General features: G+C 75.2%; 14 protein-coding genes. 10 read left to right on the top strand and 4 right to left on the bottom strand.

All coding sequences use genetic code 11. The features are described from left to right. Positions 1 to 22: 22 nt before the first annotated feature. From EDC50_RS15130 to EDC50_RS15125, 3 genes are read left to right on the top strand one after another with little or no spacing between them, the layout of a single operon-like run. Positions 23 to 394, top strand: coding sequence for a BlaI/MecI/CopY family transcriptional regulator (locus EDC50_RS15130; RefSeq protein WP_123771334.1), 372 nt, complete (start codon positions 23 to 25; stop codon positions 392 to 394). Continuing rightward, positions 381 to 653, top strand: a complete 273-nt coding sequence (locus EDC50_RS16725) for a M56 family metallopeptidase (protein WP_242003094.1) — start codon at positions 381 to 383, stop codon at positions 651 to 653. Before EDC50_RS15130 ends, EDC50_RS16725 begins: the two co-directional genes overlap by 14 nt. A 21-nt stretch (positions 654 to 674) precedes the next feature. Next, positions 675 to 1,598: a M56 family metallopeptidase gene (locus tag EDC50_RS15125; protein WP_242003093.1), complete on the top strand. Its 924-nt coding sequence runs from the start codon at positions 675 to 677 to the stop codon at positions 1,596 to 1,598. A gap of 99 nt (positions 1,599 to 1,697) precedes the next feature. Here EDC50_RS15125 and EDC50_RS15120 read toward each other — a convergent pair whose 3' ends face one another. From EDC50_RS15120 to modA, 3 genes are read right to left on the bottom strand one after another with little or no spacing between them, the layout of a single operon-like run. Next, positions 1,698 to 2,342, bottom strand: a complete 645-nt coding sequence (locus tag EDC50_RS15120; protein WP_199742140.1) for an ATP-binding cassette domain-containing protein — start codon at positions 2,340 to 2,342, stop codon at positions 1,698 to 1,700. Continuing rightward, the gene (gene modB / locus EDC50_RS15115; protein ID WP_123771332.1) at positions 2,339 to 3,028 is read right to left on the bottom strand and encodes a molybdate ABC transporter permease subunit; all 690 of its coding nucleotides are present in this window, start codon (positions 3,026 to 3,028) and stop codon (positions 2,339 to 2,341) included. The genes EDC50_RS15120 and modB overlap by 4 nt, the downstream gene beginning before the upstream one ends. A gap of 6 nt (positions 3,029 to 3,034) precedes the next feature. Further along, complete coding sequence (gene modA / locus EDC50_RS15110; protein WP_123771331.1) at positions 3,035 to 3,814, bottom strand: molybdate ABC transporter substrate-binding protein; 780 nt, start codon at positions 3,812 to 3,814, stop codon at positions 3,035 to 3,037. Positions 3,815 to 4,232: 418 nt separating this feature from the next. Between modA and glgA the strand changes: the two genes are divergently transcribed. The 7 genes from glgA to glgX are packed head-to-tail and all read left to right on the top strand — an operon-like array spanning position 4,233 to position 16,810. Further along, complete coding sequence (gene glgA / locus EDC50_RS15105) at positions 4,233 to 5,807, top strand: glycogen synthase GlgA (RefSeq protein ID WP_123771330.1); 1,575 nt, start codon at positions 4,233 to 4,235, stop codon at positions 5,805 to 5,807. Next, positions 5,804 to 8,056 (top strand): 1,4-alpha-glucan branching enzyme, encoded by a 2,253-nt coding sequence (locus tag EDC50_RS15100; protein ID WP_123771329.1) that lies wholly within the window; start codon positions 5,804 to 5,806, stop codon positions 8,054 to 8,056. The genes glgA and EDC50_RS15100 overlap by 4 nt, the downstream gene beginning before the upstream one ends. Next, on the top strand, positions 8,053 to 9,819 hold the full coding sequence (gene treZ, locus EDC50_RS15095) for a malto-oligosyltrehalose trehalohydrolase (protein ID WP_123771328.1): 1,767 nt from the start codon (positions 8,053 to 8,055) through the stop codon (positions 9,817 to 9,819). Before EDC50_RS15100 ends, treZ begins: the two co-directional genes overlap by 4 nt. After that, entirely contained in the window at positions 9,816 to 11,789 is a 1,974-nt protein-coding gene (locus EDC50_RS15090) for a 4-alpha-glucanotransferase (protein WP_123771327.1), read from the top strand. Before treZ ends, EDC50_RS15090 begins: the two co-directional genes overlap by 4 nt. Further along, entirely contained in the window at positions 11,786 to 14,398 is a 2,613-nt protein-coding gene (gene treY / locus EDC50_RS15085; protein WP_123771326.1) for a malto-oligosyltrehalose synthase, read from the top strand. The genes EDC50_RS15090 and treY overlap by 4 nt, the downstream gene beginning before the upstream one ends. Beyond that, entirely contained in the window at positions 14,395 to 14,622 is a 228-nt protein-coding gene (locus EDC50_RS15080; protein ID WP_123771325.1) for a DUF2934 domain-containing protein, read from the top strand. The genes treY and EDC50_RS15080 overlap by 4 nt, the downstream gene beginning before the upstream one ends. A 34-nt stretch (positions 14,623 to 14,656) precedes the next feature. Continuing rightward, positions 14,657 to 16,810 (top strand): glycogen debranching protein GlgX, encoded by a 2,154-nt coding sequence (glgX, locus tag EDC50_RS15075; RefSeq protein ID WP_123771324.1) that lies wholly within the window; start codon positions 14,657 to 14,659, stop codon positions 16,808 to 16,810. On the opposite strand, the gene EDC50_RS15070 is transcribed toward glgX, so the two are convergent. Continuing rightward, positions 16,807 to 17,676, bottom strand: coding sequence for a S1/P1 nuclease (locus EDC50_RS15070; RefSeq protein ID WP_242003090.1), 870 nt, complete (start codon positions 17,674 to 17,676; stop codon positions 16,807 to 16,809). The two genes, glgX and EDC50_RS15070, sit on opposite strands and share 4 nt — an antisense overlap. Positions 17,677 to 17,879: the final 203 nt, after the last annotated feature.

Genomic DNA, 17,879 nt, shown 5'->3' with positions numbered 1-17,879 from the left:
GAAAAGTTTACGGGTGTAAACGATGCAGATCAGCCAAGCCGAATCGGCAGTGATGGAGGTGCTCTGGCAACGCCAGCCGCTGAGCGCGGAGGACGTGGTCGCGGCGCTGGCGGGAAGCCGGCAGTGGCAGGAGGCCACGGTCAAGACCTTGCTCAACCGCCTGCTGAAAAAGGGCGCGATCGCCGCGCGCAAGGCCGGGCGGCGCTATCTCTATTCGCCGGTGCTGCGCCGCGAGGACTGGGTGCTGGACGAGAGCCAGGGCCTGCTGCAGCGCCTGTTCGATGGACGGGTCGCGCCGCTGGTGGCGCACTTCAGCCGCCACCGCAAGCTCGGCCGCAAGGACATCGCCGAGCTGCGCCGGCTGCTCGAGGAACTCGACGATGAGCGCCGCTGAAGCGCTGGCGACGTTGCTGGAATCCGCCGCCGCCGCGAGCGCGGCGACCCTGCTCGCACTGGCGCTGCGGCGGCCGTTGCGGCGGGCGTTCGGCGCGGAAGTCGCGTACGCGGCATGGGCGCTGGTGCCGCTCGCGGCCTGGGCCGTGCTGTTGCCGACGGCGGCTGCGCCGCTGCCGTCCGCCGCCGCGTCGCTGCGGTTCGGGGCGGTGCCGGCCGTGCCGGAGAGCGGCACCGCGCCGGCGCTGTGCGCCGTCTGACTGTCCGGCGCGCTCGCCTGCATGGCCTGGTTCGGCGCGCAGCAATACCGCTTCCGCCGCGGACTGGGCCGGTTGCGGGCGCGCGCGGACGGCAGCTGGCAATCGGCCTCCTGCGCCGGCCTGCCGGCGACCTTGGGGCTGTGGCGGCCGCGGATCGTGGTGCCGGCCGGTTTCGACCGCTATGACGCCGCGCAGCGCGCGGTGATGCTGGCGCACGAGCGCGGCCACATCGCGCGCGGCGATCCTTGCGCCAACGCCGTCGCCGCCGCGCTGCGCTGCCTGTTCTGGTTCGACCCGCTGCTGCACTTCGCCGCGCGCCATTTCCGTCACGACCAGGAGCTGGCCTGCGACCAGCGCGTGGTCGCCCGCCATCCGCAGCATCGCCGCGCCTATGGCGAAGCGATGCTGCAGATCCAGCTCGCGGCGCAACCGCTGCCGCTGGGATGCCACTGGGGCTACAGCCATCCGCTCAAGCAGAGAATCGAAATGCTGAAACGACCCACTCCCACGGTTGCCCGCCGGTTCGGCGGCGGCCTCCTGGTCGCCGCCTGCGTCGGTTGCGCCAGCTTCGCCGCCTGGGCGCTGCAGCCGGCGCCATCGCCCATGAATCCCACGTCCGAGGCCTCGCTGCCGGCGCCCAAGTACCCGGCCGACGCGCTCGCCGCCAAGGTCAGCGGCAAGGTGGTGCTGCTGATCGATCTGGATGCGAACGGCGTGCCGACCCAGGTCCAGGTCGAGCGCTCGGAACCCGCGGGCGTGTTCGACGCGGCGGCGGTTTCGGCGGCGCGGCAGTGGCGCTTCGAGCCGAGCCGCGAGAACGGGCGGGCGGTGCCGGGGCGCGTGCGCGTGCCGGTGACCTTCGAGGCGCGCGGCCAACCGGGGGCACCGGCCGGCGGCAGCGGCATGGCCCGGGCGCTGCCGACCCCGGCCGCGGTCGCGGGCTGACCCGGTCGTGCCCATGCCAGGCGCGAAGCCGCGGCCGTGCGCCTTCGCGCCTGGCGACGCCGGTCGCCGCGCGGCGGCCGCGGGCGCCCGGAACGCGGCTCAGCCGACGGCGTGCACCTCGTCGGCGATGCGCCGCACTTCCTCGGGGTAGTGGCTGACGTAGATCATCGGCAGCGCGGTCTCGTCGCGGACCCGCTGCAGGTAGGGCAGCAGTTCGTCGCGGCGGTCCATGTCCAGCATCGACAGCGGCTCGTCGAGCAGCAGGATGCGCGGCTGCGACAGCAGGGCGCGGCCGATCGCCACCCGCTGGGTCTCGCCGCCGGACAGGCCAGAAACCGCGCGCGGCAGCAGCGCACCGATGCCGAGCAGTTCGACGATCGCGTCGAACTCGAAGCGCGGATGCGGCTCGCCGCGCGCCGGCCGGTGGCCGTAGAGCAGGTTGCCGCGCACGTCGAGGTGCGGGAACAGGCGGCCGTCCTGGAACACGTAGCCGATCCGCCGCCGGTGCGCGGGCTCGTCGATCCCGCCCGCGCTGTCGAACAGGCAGCGGCCCCCGATCTCGATGCGTCCGCGCTGCGGCCGCAGCAGTCCGGCGATCGCGTGCAGCACCGAAGTCTTGCCGGCGCCGGAAGCGCCGACCAGGGCGATCACCCGGCGCGCGCTGCGGATGCGCACGCTGCGTTGGAACTCGCCGCGGCGCAGGACGAAATCCAGCAGGAAGGCCGGCGCGGGGTGTTCGCTCATGCGCGTCCCTCGCGCTGGCGTTGCACCAGCCATTCCGACGCCAGCACCGCGGCGAACGACAGCGCCACCGCCACGGCGGTCAGCCGCCACAGCCCGGATTCGGCGCCGGGCACCTGCAGCAGGCCGTAGATCGCCGACGACAGCGTCTGCGTCTCGCCGGGGATGTTGGAGACGAAGGTGATGGTCGCGCCGAACTCGCCCAGCGCCTTGGCGAAGGCCAGCACCGCGCCGGCGACCACGCCGGGCCAGGCCAGGGGCAGGGTGATGCCGAGGAACACCCGCCACGGCGCCTTGCCGAGCGTCGCCGCCGCCTGCTCCAGGCGCCGGTCGACCGCCTCGATCGACAGCCGGATCGCGCGCACCATCAGCGGGAAGCCCATGATCGCGCTGGCCAGCGCGGCGCCGGTCCAGCGGAACGCGAACGACACGCCGAACCCGTCCGCCAGCAGCCGCCCCAGCGGCCCCTGCGCCCCGAACAGGATCAGCAGCACGTAGCCGGTGACCACCGGCGGCAGCACCAGCGGCAGGTGCAGCAACGCATCGAGCAGCAGCTTGCCGGGGAAGCGCGTGCGCGCCAGCAGCCAGCCGGTGGCGACGCCGAGCGGCAGGCTGCACAGCGTCGCCGCGGTCGCCACCTTCAGGCTCAGCGCGATCGCGGTCAGCTCGGCCGGGCTGAAGTCGAACATGCGGCCTCAGCGCAGGACCGCGAAGCCGTGGCGGCGGAAGATCGCCGCCGCCTGCGGCCCGGCCAGCCAGCGCAGGAACGCCGCGGCCTGCGGGTGCGCGCTCGCCCGCACCCGGGCGACCGGATAGACGATCGGCGGATGGCTGCCGGGCGGAAACCTCGCCAGCACCCTGACCGCCGGTTCGGCGCGCGCGTCGCTGGCGTAGACCGCGCCCAGCGGCGCCTCGCCGCGCGCCACCAGCATCAGCGCCGCGCGCACGTTCTCGGCCTCGACCACGCGCGGGCGCAACGCGCGCCACATGCCCAGCGATTCGAAGCCGGCGCGCGCGTACTTGCCGGCCGGCACGCTGGCGGTCAGCGCCAGTGCCAGGCGGCCGCGCTCGCCGAGCAGCGGGCGCAGGTCGGTGCCGCGGGCGAGCGCCAGCGGCGCGGCGCGGCTGCGCGCCGGCGCGACCAGCACCAGCGCGTTGCCGAGCAGGTCGCGACGGCTGGCCGGGTCGATCAGGCCGCGCCGCTGCAGGTAGTCCATCCAGTCGCGGTCGGCGGAGAGGAACAGGTCCGCCGGCGCGCCCTGCGCGATCTGCCGCGCCAGCGCCGGACTGCCGGCATAGGACACGCGCAGCGCCTGCCCGGTGCGTGCGCGATAGGCGAGGGCGGCCTCGTCCAGCGCGTCCTTGAGGCTGGCGGCGGCGAACACGGTCAGCGGCGCGGCGACTCCCGGCATCGCCACCAGGCACAGGGCGAGGACGAGCGCCGAGCGCGCGGCGAGGCGGCGGAGGACGTGCATACGGATGCATCGCGAAGCTGAATCGCGACGAGGGTAGCGCGAAAGCCGGTATGCGACGACGTCCCTCGCTCAGTTCATGGGGATCGCCTTTCGGGAAAGAGGGATCGGATCGAGCCGCTCGACGACCACGTGCCGCTGCGCCCCGGTCCTGTTCGCCGTGGGCCGCGATCGCCAAGGGCGGGATGCGCGGCGACGTGCGTTCACGTCGCCCTCGCGAAGCGAACGGGTTCATCTTCGCTCAGCCACGGTTCACGGCGTCTTGATCGCGCGCTCGATAGCTTGGATCCCACAGTCAGGCGTCGCAGGTCTCGGCCTGAACCACTCGATTGGTCCCGAACGGGGCGCGTGTCGCGGTCGCGAGCGCGTCGGGCGTTCGTGCCCGCGTCGCTCGACTCTCCCCCACTCCCCGGGTCCGATCATGGCCGCCGTCGCTCTCAGGCGTCTCGACGCCGATTCCCCTTCCGCCGAGTTCGGGCCCACGCGCAAGCGCCTGCCCCTGCGCGACGCGCGCGGGCGGTTCCTGCCGAAACCGCCGGGACGGCGGCCGGCGCCGCGGCGCGATGTGCTGTTCGTGACCTCGGAGATGTCCGACTTCCTCAAGACCGGCGGCCTGGGCGACGTCGCCGCCGCCCTGCCGCGCGCGCTGCAAGGCGGTTGCGACGCGCGCGTGCTGATCCCGGGCTATCCCGCGGTGCTGCGCCGGCTGGGCGAACCGCGCGTGGTCGGCCGCGTGCGCGCCCATGCCGGGCTGCCGGAATGCGCGATCGGCCGCGCGGCGTTGCCGGACGGGCTGCCCGTCTACGTGCTGGTGAACCCGGCGTTGTTCGAGCGCGACGGCTCGCCCTACGTGGCACCGGACGGCAGCGACTGGAGCGACAACGCGATCCGCTTCGCGACCCTGGCGCACGCCGCGGCCGAGATCGCCGCCGGCCGCGCCGGGCTGGGCTGGCGCCCGCAACTGCTGCACCTGAACGACTGGCCGGGCGCGCTCGCCGCGGCGTACGTAAGCTGGCGCGGCGGCGACACGCCGTCGCTGCTGACCATCCACAACCTCGCCTACCAGGGCCTGTTCCCGGCCGGGGCCGCGGCCGCGCTGGGCGTGCCCAAGACCGCGCTGGCGGACCTGGAGTTCCACGGCCAGCTGTCGTTCCTGCGCGGCGGCATCGTCCATGCCGCGCACGTCAACACGGTCAGCGCCAGCTATGCGCGGCAGATCACCGAGCCGGCGCACGGCTGCGGGCTGGACCGGCTGCTGGCGCGCTGCGCCGCGACCGGCCGGCTCAGCGGCATCCTCAACGGCATCGACGCCAGCTGGGACCCGCGCACAGACCCGCACCTGCACGCCCACTTCGCCGCCGGCGACTGGCAGGGCAAGCGCGCCAACGCGCGCCAGGTGCGGCGCGAGTTCGGCCTGCCGGACGCGACCGGGCCGCTGTTCGCGCTGGTGTCGCGGCTGGTCCACCAGAAGGGCGTCGATCTCATCTGCGAGGTGGCGCCGCAGATCGTCGCCGCCGGCGGCCAGGTGGTCGCCATCGGGACCGGCGAGCCGCGCCTGGAGCGCGAAGTGGCCGCGCTGGCGCGGCGCTTCCCCGGCCGCGTCGGCGCCCACATCGGCTTCGAGGAAGGCCTGGCGCGGCGCATGTTCGCCGGTTCGGACTTCCTGCTGATGCCGTCGCGCTTCGAACCATGCGGGCTCAGCCAGATGTACGCGCAGCGCTTCGCCAGCCTGCCGATCGTGCATGCGACCGGCGGCCTGATCGACACCGTCGAGGACGGCGTCACCGGCTTCCAGTGCCGCGAGGCCACCGCCGACGCGTTGCGCCGCGGCGTGCAGCGCGCGTTCCGGGTGTACCGCCTGCCGGGGCTGCTCGACGCGATGCGGCGCGCGGCGATGCGCGCGCCGGCCGGCTGGGACGCGGCGGCGCGCCAATACCAGGCGCATTACGACCGGATGCTCGCGGCCGCCGCGATGCGGCCGGCGGTCGCCGCATGAGCGAGCGCGCGGCGCGGCCGGGCGAATCCGTAGGCGAGAGGCAGGACGCGGTGCAGGACGGTGACGGACACCCCGACGGGGCGCACTGGCAGGCGGTGGCCGACGGCCGCTGCGACGCGCCGTTCGCCTGGCTGGGGCCGCACGCGACCGCGCAGGGCGAGGCGGTCGTGCGGGCGTTCCTGCCCGGCGCGCGCGCGCTCGGGATCGTCGATGCCGAAGGCGCCACGCTGGCGCGCGCGCGGCGCGTGCACGACGCCGGCGGCTTCGAGGCGCGACTGCCGGCGCGCGTGCCGTACCGGCTGGAGATCGAGTGGCCGGACGCGGCGGAGACCGTGGAGGACGCCTACGCGTTCGGGCCGGTGCTGGCCGAGGAATGGCTGCGGGGCATCGTCGCCGGCGACGGCGAGTCGGCGCGCCGGGCGCTGGGCGCGCACCGCATGGCGCTGGACGGCGTGCCCGGGGTGCGCTTCGCGGTGTGGGCGCCGAACGCGCGTTGCGTCTCGGTGGTCGGCGACTTCAACGGCTGGGACGGGCGCCGCCATCCGATGCGGCTGCGGCACACGGCGGGCGTGTGGGAGCTCTTCCTGCCGCGCGTGCCGGCCGGCGCGCGCTACAAGTACGAGATCGTCGCCGCCGACGGCGGCCGCCTGCCGCAGAAGGCCGACCCGGTGGCGCGGCAGGCCGAATGCCCGCCGGCCACCGCGTCGGTGGTGCCGGAGCACGAAACCTTCGCCTGGCGCGACGAGGACTGGATGCGTCGCCGCGCGCAGCGCGCGGTCGACCGCGAGCCGATGTCGATCTACGAGGTGCACGCCGGTTCCTGGCGCCGCCACGGCGACGGCCGCCCGCTGGACTGGGACGAACTGGCGGCGCAGCTGATCCCGTACGTGCGCGAGCTCGGCTTCACCCACGTCGAGCTGCTGCCGGTGACCGAACATCCGTTCGGCGGCTCCTGGGGCTACCAGCCGCTGGGCATGTACGCGCCGACCGCGCGCCACGGCACCCCGGACGGCTTCGCCCGCTTCGTCGACGCCTGCCACCGCGCGCAGATCGGCGTGATCCTGGACTGGGTCAGCGCGCACTTCCCCGGCGACGTGCACGGCCTGCAGCGCTTCGACGGCACCGCGCTGTACGAGCACGAGGACCCGCGCGAAGGCTTCCACCGCGACTGGCACACGCTGATCTACAACTACGGCCGCCACGAGGTGTCCGCCTACCTGATCGGCAGCGCGCTGGAGTGGATCGACAAGTTCCACATCGACGGCCTGCGCGTGGACGCGGTCGCTTCGATGCTGTACCGCGACTACAGCCGCGCCGAGGGCGAGTGGATCCCGAACGCGCACGGCGGCCGCGAGAACCTCGAGGCGATCGGGTTCCTGCGCCGGCTCAACGGCGAGATCGCCGCGCGCTTCCCCGGCGTGCTGACCATCGCCGAGGAATCCACCGCCTGGCCGGGCGTCACCGCGCCGCCCGAGCACGGCGGCCTGGGCTTCAGCCACAAGTGGAACATGGGCTGGATGCACGACACGCTCAGCTATCTGGGGCGCGACCCGATCCACCGCCGCCACCACCACAGCGAGATGACCTTCGGCCTGGTCTACGCGTTCTCGGAGCGCTTCGTGCTGCCGCTGTCGCACGACGAGGTGGTGCACGGCAAGGGCGCGCTGCTGGCGAAGATGCCGGGCGACGACTGGCAGCGCTTCGCCAACCTGCGCGCCTACTACGGCTTCATGTGGGCGCATCCCGGGCGCAAGCTGCTGTTCATGGGCGGCGAGTTCGGCCAATGGCAGGAGTGGAACCACGACGCCGCCCTGGACTGGGCCGCGCTCGGCCTGGACCACCACCGCGGCCTGCAGCGCCTGGTCGGCGACCTCAACCGCACCCTGCGCGCGCAGCCGGCCTTGCACCGCGCCGACCACACCCCGCTGGGGTTCGACTGGAGCGTCGGCGACGACTACGAGAACAGCGTGTTCGCGTTCGTGCGCTACGACAGCGAAGGCGACGCGCCGCCGGTGCTGGCGGTGAGCAACTTCACGCCGGTGCCGCGCCACGACTACCGCGTCGGGGTGCCGCGGCCCGGGCGCTGGCGCGAGATCCTCAACAGCGACAGCGCCCACTACGGCGGCGGCAACCTCGGCAATGCCGGCGCCGTGTCCGCCGAGCCGGTGGCGCTGCACGGGCACGCGCAGTCGCTGCGCCTGACCCTGCCGCCGCTGGCGACGATCTGGCTGGTCGCGGAGGGCCGATGAGCGCGGCAGGCGCGGCAACGGATGCGGCGTGGCTGGGCGCGGTGCCGCTGGACGACGGGCGGGTGCGGTTCCGGCTCTGGGCGCCGGACGCGGACGCGGTCGAGCTCGAACTCGGCGGGCGGCGCATCGCGATGGCGCGCGAGCCCGACGGCGCGTTCGTCGTGGCCGCGGCGGCGGGCGCGGGCGCGCGCTACCGCTACCGCATCGACGGCGCCGACGCGGTGCCGGACCCGGCCTCGCGCTGGCAGCCCGACGGCGTCGACGGCCCCAGCGCGGTGCACGACCCGCGCGCCTACGCCTGGCGGCACGCGCGTTGGCACGGCCGTCCCTGGCGCGAGGCGGTGCTGTACGAGCTGCACGTCGGCGCCTGCGGCGGCTACCACGGCGTGCGCGCGCAGCTGCCGCGGCTGGCCGAGCTCGGCGTCACCGCGATCGAGCTGATGCCGGTGGCCGAGTTCGCCGGTCGGCGCAATTGGGGCTACGACGGCGTGCTGCCGTACGCGCCGGCTTCGGCCTACGGCGCGCCGGACGAACTCAAGGCGCTGGTCGACGAGGCGCACGGGCTCGGCCTGATGGTGCTGCTGGACGTGGTCTACAACCACTTCGGCCCGGCTGGGAACCATCTCGCCCGCTACGCGAGCGGCTTCTTCCGCGACGACCGCGCCTCGCCCTGGGGCCCGGCGATCGACTTCCGCCGCGCCCAGGTGCGGCGGTTCTTCGTCGACAACGCGCTGATGTGGCTGCGCGAGTACCGCTTCGACGGCCTGCGCCTGGACGCGGTGCACGCGATCGAGCCGCCCGGCTTCCTCGACGAACTGCGCGAGGCGATCGCCGTGGCGACTCCGGCCGGGCGCCACGTGCATCTGGTGCTGGAGAACGAGCGCAACCAGGCTTCGCTGCTGGCGCGCGGCTACACCGCGCAGTGGAACGACGACTTCCACAACGCGCTGCACGTGCTGCTCACCGGCGAGGACGAGGGCTACTACGCGCACTACGCGGACGATCCCGCGGGCAAGCTGGCGCGGGTGCTCGGCGAGGGCTTCGCGTTCCAGGGCGAGCCGGACCGCGACGGCAGGCGCCGCGGCGAGCCCAGCGGCATGCTGCCGCCGTCGAAGTTCGTGGTCTTCGCGCAGAACCACGACCAGATCGGCAACCGCGCCGGTGGCGAGCGGTTGATCTGCCTGGTGCCGGAGCCGGCGCTGCGCGCCGCGCTGGCGCTGACCGCGCTGACCCCGATGATCCCGCTGTTCTTCATGGGCGAGCCGTGGGGCTGCCGGGCGCCGTTCCTGTTCTTCACCGACTTCGGGCCGCCGCTGGACGCGCAGGTGCGCGAAGGCCGCCGGCGCGAGTTCGCCCGCTTCGCCGCGTTCGCCGACGAGCGGCGGCGGGCGGCGATCCCGGACCCGAACGCGCCGGAGACCTTCGCCGCGTCGGTCGCCGACATCGCCGATGCCGGGAACGGCGAGGGCGCGGCCTGGTGGGCCTGGTTCCGGGCGCTGCTGGAAACGCGGCGGCGGCAGTTGCAGCCGTGGATCGACCAGGCGCGTCCGCGGGGGGCGCGCAAGCTCGGGCCGAAGGCGGTGCAGGCGGCGTGGGCCCTGGGCGGGCGCACGCTGCGCGTGGCGGCCAACTTCGGCGATGCGCCGGTCGCCCTGGACGCGTGGCCGGAGGGCGAGCTCGTGCATGCCGAAAACGCCGGCGACGACCCGCGCCGGTTGCCCGCGTACGGGTTCGTCGCGCATCTGGCGGCGGCGCGGTCATGAGCGCGGCGGCGCTGCACGCGCTCGCCGGGGCGGCGGGGCTGTGCGTGGACTGGACCGACGCGGCCGGCGTGCCGCGGCGGGTCGCCGCGCCGACCTTGCGCGCGGTGCTGGCGGCGCTCGGCCATGACGCGGGCACGCCGCGCGCCTGCGAGGACGGCCTGCGCCGGCTGCGCGCGGCGTGCGCCGCCTCGCCGTTGCGGATCGCCGAGGTCGGCGCCGCGGTCGGGTTCGGCGGTGCGCCCGGCGCGGCCTACCGGCTGACCGGCGAATCCGGCGAGGCGATCGACGGCCGCTTCGACGCGCAGGGCCGGCTCGCCGCGTTCGCGGCGCCGGGCTACTACGCGCTCGAACACGGCGGCGGCCAAACGCGCCTGGCGGTCGCGCCGCGCCGCTGCTTCGGCGTGGCCGACGCCTGCGGCGAGGCGGCGCCGCGGCGCTGGGGTGTGGTCGCGCAGGCCTATTCGGTGCGCGGCGCGGACGACGCCGGCATCGGCGACGCCGGCGGCCTGGCGCGCTGGATCGAACGCATCGCCGACGCCGGCGGCGACGCGATCGCACTGAGCCCGATGCACGCCGCCCGCGCGCATCCGGCGCATTTCAGCCCCTATTCGCCGGGCGACCGCCGCTTCCTCGACCCGCTGTACGCCGCCCCGGCGCGCGTGCTCGGCGAGGCCTTCGCCCGCGCCGCGCTGGACGAGGCCGGGCTGGCCGAGGAATTCGCGCGCCTGCAGGCGCAGCCGCTGGTGGACTGGCCGCGCGCGGCACGGGCGAAGTGGCGCTGGCTGCGGGCGCTGCACCGGCGCTTCGCCGGGGCGCCCGACGCGCTGCGGCGGGATTGCGCCGCGTTCGCGCGCGAGGGCGGGCGGGCGCTCGAGCAGTACGTCCGCTTCGCCGCCGCGGACGCGGGGGGCGAGGGCGCCGACGACGACGCGTGGGCGCTGCAGCGCTTCGCGCAATGGTTGGCCGCGCGCAGCGGGGCGTCGCTGCAGGCGCAGGCCCGCGCGCGCGGCATGGCGATCGGCCTGATCGCCGACCTCGCGGTCGGCTTCGACCCGCACGGCAGCGAAGCCGCGGCCTGGCCCGGCGCGGTGCTGCGCGGGCTGACGCTGGGCGCGCCGCCGGACGCGTTCAACGCCGACGGCCAGGTCTGGGGCGTCACCGGCTATTCGCCCGCCGGCCTGCGCGATCTCGGCTACGCGCCGTTCCTGGAACTGCTGCGCGCGACCATGCGCGACCGCGGCGGCCTGCGCATCGACCACATCCTCGGCCTGTTGCGGCTGTGGGTCGTCCCGGACGGCGGCGCGCCGGGCGAGGGCGTCTACCTGCGCTATCCGTTCGAGGACCTGCTGCGGCTGCTGGCGCTGGAGTCGTGGCGGCAGCGCGCGATCGTGATCGGCGAGGATCTCGGCGTGGTGCCGGAAGGCTTCCGCGACGCGCTCGCGGAGCGCGGCGTGCTCGGCGTGGACGTGCTGCTGTTCACCCGCGACGCCGACGGCGCGTTCCTGCCGCCGGAGCGCTGGCGCGAGCGGGCCGTCGCGACCACCACGACGCACGACCTGCCGACCCTGGCCGGCTGGCGCGGCGGGCGCGACCTGCGCTGGCGCGCCCGGCTGCGCGGCGACGCGGCCGCGCCGGCCGAGGCGACGGCCGAGCGCGCGCGCGATGCGGCCCGCCTGCGCGCGCGCGTGGCCGCGACGCTCGGCGGCCGGGGCGACGACAGCGAGGACTGGCTGCGCTTCGTCGCGCGCGCGCCGTCGCCGCTGGCGCTGCTGCCGCTGGAGGACGCGCTCGGCCTCGACGAGCAGCCGAACCTGCCGGGCACAGTCGAAGGCCACCCGAACTGGCGCCGCCGGCTGCCCGAACCGCCGTACGAGGCGAGGCTGGCGCGGCGGCTGCGCGCCTTCGCCCAGGCGCGCGCCGCCGCGCCCGCGCAGGCGCGCGCCGCCGCGCCCGCGCAGGCGCGCGCATGATCGCGTTGCGCGCGAGCGCCCGGCTGCAACTGCATGCGGGCTTCGGCCTGCGCGATGCCGCCGCGCGCGTGCCGTACTACGCCGCGCTCGGCGTCAGCCACGTATACCTGTCGCCGATCGGCGCCGCCGTACCCGGCTCCACCCACGGCTACGACGCAATCGACCCGGGCCGGGTGAACCCGGAACTCGGCGGCGAGGCGGCGCTGGCGGACCTGCGCGATGCCCTGCGCGCGCACGCGATGGGGCTGATCCTGGACATCGTGCCGAACCATGTCGCCGCGCATCCGGACAACCCGTGGTGGTGGGACGTGCTGCGCCGCGGCCGCCGCAGCCGCCATGCGCGCTGGTTCGACATCGAATGGGACGCGCCCGGCTGCGAGGGCAAGCTGTGGCTGCCGGTGCTCGACCGGCCCTGCGCGCAGGCGCTGGCCGAGGGCGCGCTGGTGCCGGAGCCCGGGCCCGACGGCGAGCCGCTGCTTCGATACGGCGGACAGCGCTTCCCGCTGGGCGCGGAGGGCGCGGGAGTCCCGCCGGATCGCGGCGCGCGCGCCGAGTGGGTGCGCACGCTGGCGGAGGACGCCCGCGCCGGCGGCGACGCGCTGCGTGGGCTGCTGGATCGGCAGGCCTACCGCCTGGCCTGGTGGCGCACCGGCAACGACCGGGTGAACTACCGCCGCTTCTTCGACATCACCTCGCTGGCCGCGTTGCGCATCGAGCGCCCGGAGGTGTTCGACGCGGTGCACGCGTTGCCGCTGCGGCTGATCCGCGAGGGCGCGGTCGACGGCCTGCGCATCGACCACATCGACGGCCTGGCCGATCCGCGCGGCTACCTGCGGCGGCTGCGCCGCGCCGTCGACGCCGCCGCGCGCGAGCGCGGCGACCGGCCTGGCCGGGTCGCGATCTTCGTCGAGAAGATCCTGGCCCCCGGCGAGGCGCTGCCCGAGGACTGGCCCTGCGACGGCAGCACCGGCTACGACTTCATGGACCAGGTCGGCGGCCTGCTGCACGACCCGGGGGGCGAGGCGGACCTGCGCGCGCTGTGGCGGCGGGCCGCCGGCCGCAGCGGCGACTTCGCCGGGGAGGAGCGCGCCGCGCGGGCGCAGATGCTGGCGGGGCCGCTGCAGGCCGAGTTCCAGCGCGCCTTGCGCGCGCTGGAAGGCGCGGCGCGCTTCGACCCGGTCGCGCGCGAACTCGGCGCGCCGTTGCTGGCCCGCGGGCTGGCCGCCGTGCTCGCGCAATTCCCGGTCTATCGCACCTACGCCGACCGCGACGGCCTGCACGGCGCGGATGCGGCGCGCTTCGCCGCCGCCGCGGCGCGCGCCGCGGCGGGCGCGGACCCGGGCGTGCGCGCGGCGATCGAGGCGCTGTCGCGCTGCATGCGCGACGGCGAGGGCATCGGCGGCGCGGCGCGCGCGCGCCGCCGCATCCTGCGCCGGCGCTTCGAGCAGCTGTCCGCGCCGCTGAACGCCAAGGCGGTGGAGGACACCGCGTTCTACCGCCACGGCGTGCTGCTGTCGCGCAACGAGGTGGGCTCGCACCCGGCCCGCTTCGCGCTCGCGCCGGAGGCGTTCCACGCCGCCTGCGCCGAACGGGCGCGGCGCCACCCGCGCGCGCTGCTGATCACCGCCAGCCACGACCACAAGCGCGGCGAGGACGTGCGCGCGCGGCTGGCGGTGTTGAGCGAACGCGCCGGCTGGTGGGCGCGGCAGGTGCAGGCGTTCGACGCCCGCGCCGGGGCGCTGCGCGATTCGCCGCAGGCCCCCGCGCCGGGCGATGCGCTGCTGCTGTGGCAGACCCTCGTCGCCGCGTGGCCGCCGGAGCTGCAGCCGGACGACGCCGGCGGCCTGCGCGCGTACGCCGCGCGGGTGGCGGACTGGCAGCGCAAGGCATTGCGCGAGGCGAAGCTGCGCAGCGCCTGGACCGACCCGGACGAAGCCTACGAAGCGGCGGCGCGGGCGTTGCTGGAACGGACGCTGCTCGCCGCCGAAGGCGCGGCGTTGCGCGCGGCCCTGCACGCGGCGGCGACGGCGATCGGGCCGGCCGGCGCGCTCAACGGCCTGGCGCAGACCGTGCTCCGGCTGACCGTGCCCGGCACGCCGGACCTGTACCAGGGATGCGAAGGCTGGGATCTGTCGCTGGTCGATCCCGACAACCGCCGCGCGGTGGACTACGCCCGCCGCGAGGCCTGGCTGCGCGACGGCGAGGCATGGCCGCGGCTGCTCGCACGCTGGCGCGACGGTGCGGTCAAGGCGCGCACCGTCGCGCAGGTGCTGCAACTGCGCCGGCAGGCGCCGGAGCTGTTCGCGCGCGGCGACTACCGGCCGCAGGCCTGCGCCGGCCCGTTCGCCGCGCATGCGGTGGCGTTCCTGCGCCGCCACCGCGACGCGGCGCTGTTCGTGGCGGTGCCGCGCTGCGTCGCACCCTGGCTCGAGGGCGCCGCCTTGCCGCTGCCGGACGCGGCGCGTTGGGGCGAAGCCGCCTTCACGTTGCCCGACGGCCGGTGGCGGCATGTTCTGGACGGGCGCGAGTTCGCGCTCGCCGGAGCGCCGCTGCCGCTGGCCGAGTTGTTCCGTCCCACCCCCGTCGCCGTCCTGATCCGCACCGCATGAACCGCCCGACACGCTCACCGGAAGAGGAAGCCGCGCGCCGCGCGCGGATTGAACGCCTGGCCCACGAGATCTGGGAGTCCGAGGGACGGCCCGAAGGGCAGTCGCTGCGCCACTGGAGCATGGCCGAGCGCCTGGTCGAGGCGGAGGAGCACGACGCCGGGCCGCCGGCGAGCGGCGCCGCGCGGCCGCGCGCGAACCGCAACGGCAAGCGTCCGGCGCCATGAGCCGCGGCGCCCGGCCGTCCCGACGAGGCCCGCGATGGCCCGCCGGCTGATCCGCGTGTCCCGCATCCGCGAGGGGCGGCCGTTTCCGCTCGGCGCCACCTGGGACGGGCTGGGCGTCAACTTCGCCCTGTATTCCGCGCACGCCACCCGGGTCGAACTGTGCCTGTTCGATGCGCGCGGCCGCGAGCGCGAGCGCATCGAGCTGCCCGAGTACACCGACGAGGTCTGGCACGGCTACCTGCCCGACGCGCGTCCCGGCCAGCTCTACGGTTACCGCGTGCACGGGCCGTACGAGCCCGACGCGGGCCACCGCTTCAACCCCAACAAGCTGCTGCTGGACCCCTATGCCAAGCGCCTCGTCGGCCAGCTGAAATGGTCGCCGGCGCTGTTCGGCTACGTGCTCGGCCACCGCGACGCCGACCTCAGCTTCGACCGCCGCGACAGCGCGGCGTCGATGCCGAAGTGCGCGGTGGTCGACCCGGCCTTCACCTGGGGCGAGGACCGCCCGCCGCAACACCCCTGGCAGCGCACGGTGATCTACGAGGCGCACGTGCGCGGCCTGACCATGCGCCACCCGGCGGTGCCCGAGCCCTGGCGCGGCACCTTCGCCGGGTTGCAGGTGGACGAGCTTGTCGAGCACATCAAGTCGCTGGGGGTGAGCGCGGTCGAGCTGATGCCGGTGCACGCCTTCGTCGACGACCAGCACCTGCTCGAGCGCGGCCTGCGCAACTACTGGGGCTATAACACCATCGGCTTCTTCGCCCCGCACGTGCGCTACCTGGCCAGCGACACGGTGAACGAGTTCAAGCAGATGGTCGCGCGGCTGCACCGGGCCGGGCTCGAGGTGATCCTCGACGTGGTCTACAACCACACCGCGGAAGGCAACGAGCTGGGGCCGACCCTGTCGTTCCGCGGCATCGACAACCTCAGCTACTACCGGCTCGCCGACGGCGGCCGCCGCTACATCAACGACACCGGCACCGGCAACACCTTCGACCTGACCAACCCCGGCGCGCTGCGCCTGGTCAACGATTCGCTGCGCTACTGGGTCGAGGAGATGCACGTCGACGGCTTCCGCTTCGACCTGGCGACGATCCTCGGCCGCGAGCGCCACGGCTTCGACCCGCGCGGCGGCTTCCTCGACGCCTGCCGCCAGGATCCGGTGCTGAGCCGGGTCAAGCTGATCGCCGAGCCGTGGGACATTGGCCCGGGCGGCTACCAGGTCGGCAGCTTCCCGCCCGGCTGGGCCGAGTGGAACGACCGCTACCGCGACAACGTGCGCGCGTTCTGGCGTGGCGACGAGGGGCGGCTCGCCGAGTTCGCCACCCGCATCACCGGCTCGGCCGACCTGTTCGACAAGCGCGGCCGGCGGCCGACCGCGTCGGTCAACTTCGTCACCGCGCACGACGGCTTCACCCTGCGCGACCTGGTCTCGTACGCCGGCAAGCACAACGAGGCCAACGGCGAGGACAACCGCGACGGCGGCGACCACAACCTCTCGGCCAACTACGGCGCCGAGGGCGAGACCGACGACCCGGCGGTCAACGCCCTGCGCCTGCGCCAGCAGCGCAACTTCCTCGCCACGCTGTTCCTGTCCCAGGGCACGCCGATGCTGCTGGCCGGCGACGAGTTCGGGCGCAGCCAGCGCGGCAACAACAACGCCTACTGCCAGGACAACGAGCTGACCTGGATCGACTGGGACGCCGCGGGGAAGGACGCCGCCGCGGCGCTGACCCGCTTCGTGCGGACGCTCGGCGGGCTGCGGCGGCGCTTCGGCCTGCTGCGCCACGGCCGCTTCTTCACCGGCCGCTACGACGAGGAGCTGGGCCTGAAGGACGTGACCTGGCTGCGCCCGGACGGCGCCGAGATGACCGAGGACGACTGGCACGACCCGCAGGCGCGCGCGCTGATGATGCGCCTGGATGGCCGCTCGCCGCCCAGCGGCCTGCACGAGCCCGGGCGCGCGGTCACCCTGCTGCTGCTGGTCAACGCCGCCGCGGCGCCTGCGGCCTTCCACCTGCCGGAGGTCGCGGGCGAGCATTGGCGGGTGCTGGTCGACACCGCCGAGGCGCGCACCGGCGAAGCGATCGCCGGCGGCGAGCGCTGGCAGGCGCCGGACCGCTCGCTGGCGCTGCTGGCGGTGGAGCGGGACCGGCCCGCGAAGGAGGCGAGCGCGCCGGCGCGCTAGCGGCGCGCGGGGTCGAGCGCGCCGTTGAGCAGCGCGGCCAGGCGCTCGCCGGCCAGGCGCACCTGGCGTTCGGCCAGCGGCCGCTGCGCGTCCAGGTAGCGGTGGTCGAGCTTGTGGCCGGGCGGATACAGCGCCTGCGCATCGAGCAGGCGGCAGGAGTCGCGCGCCCAGTCGGCCGGATCGAGGCGGGTGGCAGCCGGCCGCAGCGGCGGCGCGGCGGCCAGCGCGTCGGCGTAGGCTTCGGCGTCGAGTCCGCGCGAGCCGAGCACGTAGTAGTCCCACACCGAGTGCAGGTTGGTGCCCATCACACCGTCGACGTAGCGCTTGCGCGCGTACTCCTCCGGCGGCAGGTCGGTGCGCAGGCTGATCTGGTAGCCGTTGCCGCCCTTGTCCGGCCGGTTGCCGGCGTGCAGCGGCTGGTGCACGTCGCCGACGAAGTGGACCAGGAACTTGAGCGCGTCGCGGCGCGCCTCCAGCGGCTGGCTGCGGTCGGCCAGCAGGTCGCGCTGGCGCCGGATCTGCGCGATCACGCAATCGCCGTTCGGGCAGTCGCGCTCGGGGCGGTAGTCGCAGCCGCCGGCCGGGAAGTTCACGTAGTGCCAGCGCGAGGTGCGCTTGAAGCGCTCCGGGTCGGTGGCGCGCAGGGCGTCGGCCCAGGAGGCGACGCCGCCCAGGGTGGGATCGGATTCGCCGGCCAGCAACCGCTCGACCTCGGCGCGCGCGGCCGGGGTCAGCCGGCGTTCGGCCAGTTCCCCGACCAGGCGGTGGCCGAGCACGCTCCAGGCCGCGACCGGCGCGGCGGCGGTCAGCCCGAGCAGCAGGCACAGCAGCGAAACGGAAAGCGAACGGCGCAGGAAGCGAGTCACGGCGGTCGGAGTGTTGTCGGCAAGCGGGCGGCCACTGTAGCCGAGCCGGCGCGTCGTCCGCATGTCGGGTTCGGGCGGAACGCCGCGGCCGCGTCGCCGGGCGCCCTGCGGAACGCGGCGGAGCCGGCCCGGCGCCGCCGGGCCCACGCAGCCGGCCTGCTAGAATCGAGCTTCCCCGTCCAACCTCCCCATCCAATCGCCGC

This window comes from Vulcaniibacterium tengchongense (assembly GCF_003814555.1).
Taxonomy (GTDB): Bacteria; Pseudomonadota; Gammaproteobacteria; order Xanthomonadales; family Xanthomonadaceae; genus Vulcaniibacterium; species Vulcaniibacterium tengchongense.
Note: the sequence above shows the minus strand (reverse complement) of the source record. Positions and strands in the feature narration are given on the sequence as shown.

Bases quoted from the DNA above. Each gene is read 5' to 3' on its own strand.
- glgA (WP_123771330.1), top strand. From the start codon at position 4,233: ATGGCCGCCGTCGCTCTCAGGCGTCTCGACGCCGATTCCCCTTCCGCC.
- treZ (WP_123771328.1), top strand. From the start codon at position 8,053: ATGAGCGCGGCAGGCGCGGCAACGGATGCGGCGTGGCTGGGCGCGGTG.
- EDC50_RS15120 (WP_199742140.1), bottom strand. From the start codon at position 2,342: ATGAGCGAACACCCCGCGCCGGCCTTCCTGCTGGATTTCGTCCTGCGC.
- glgX (WP_123771324.1), top strand. From the start codon at position 14,657: ATGGCCCGCCGGCTGATCCGCGTGTCCCGCATCCGCGAGGGGCGGCCG.
- EDC50_RS15130 (WP_123771334.1), top strand. From the start codon at position 23: ATGCAGATCAGCCAAGCCGAATCGGCAGTGATGGAGGTGCTCTGGCAA.
- modB (WP_123771332.1), bottom strand. From the start codon at position 3,028: ATGTTCGACTTCAGCCCGGCCGAGCTGACCGCGATCGCGCTGAGCCTG.
- EDC50_RS15080 (WP_123771325.1), top strand. From the start codon at position 14,395: ATGAACCGCCCGACACGCTCACCGGAAGAGGAAGCCGCGCGCCGCGCG.
- EDC50_RS15125 (WP_242003093.1), top strand. From the start codon at position 675: ATGGCCTGGTTCGGCGCGCAGCAATACCGCTTCCGCCGCGGACTGGGC.
- EDC50_RS16725 (WP_242003094.1), top strand. From the start codon at position 381: ATGAGCGCCGCTGAAGCGCTGGCGACGTTGCTGGAATCCGCCGCCGCC.
- modA (WP_123771331.1), bottom strand. From the start codon at position 3,814: ATGCACGTCCTCCGCCGCCTCGCCGCGCGCTCGGCGCTCGTCCTCGCC.
- EDC50_RS15100 (WP_123771329.1), top strand. From the start codon at position 5,804: ATGAGCGAGCGCGCGGCGCGGCCGGGCGAATCCGTAGGCGAGAGGCAG.
- EDC50_RS15090 (WP_123771327.1), top strand. From the start codon at position 9,816: ATGAGCGCGGCGGCGCTGCACGCGCTCGCCGGGGCGGCGGGGCTGTGC.
- treY (WP_123771326.1), top strand. From the start codon at position 11,786: ATGATCGCGTTGCGCGCGAGCGCCCGGCTGCAACTGCATGCGGGCTTC.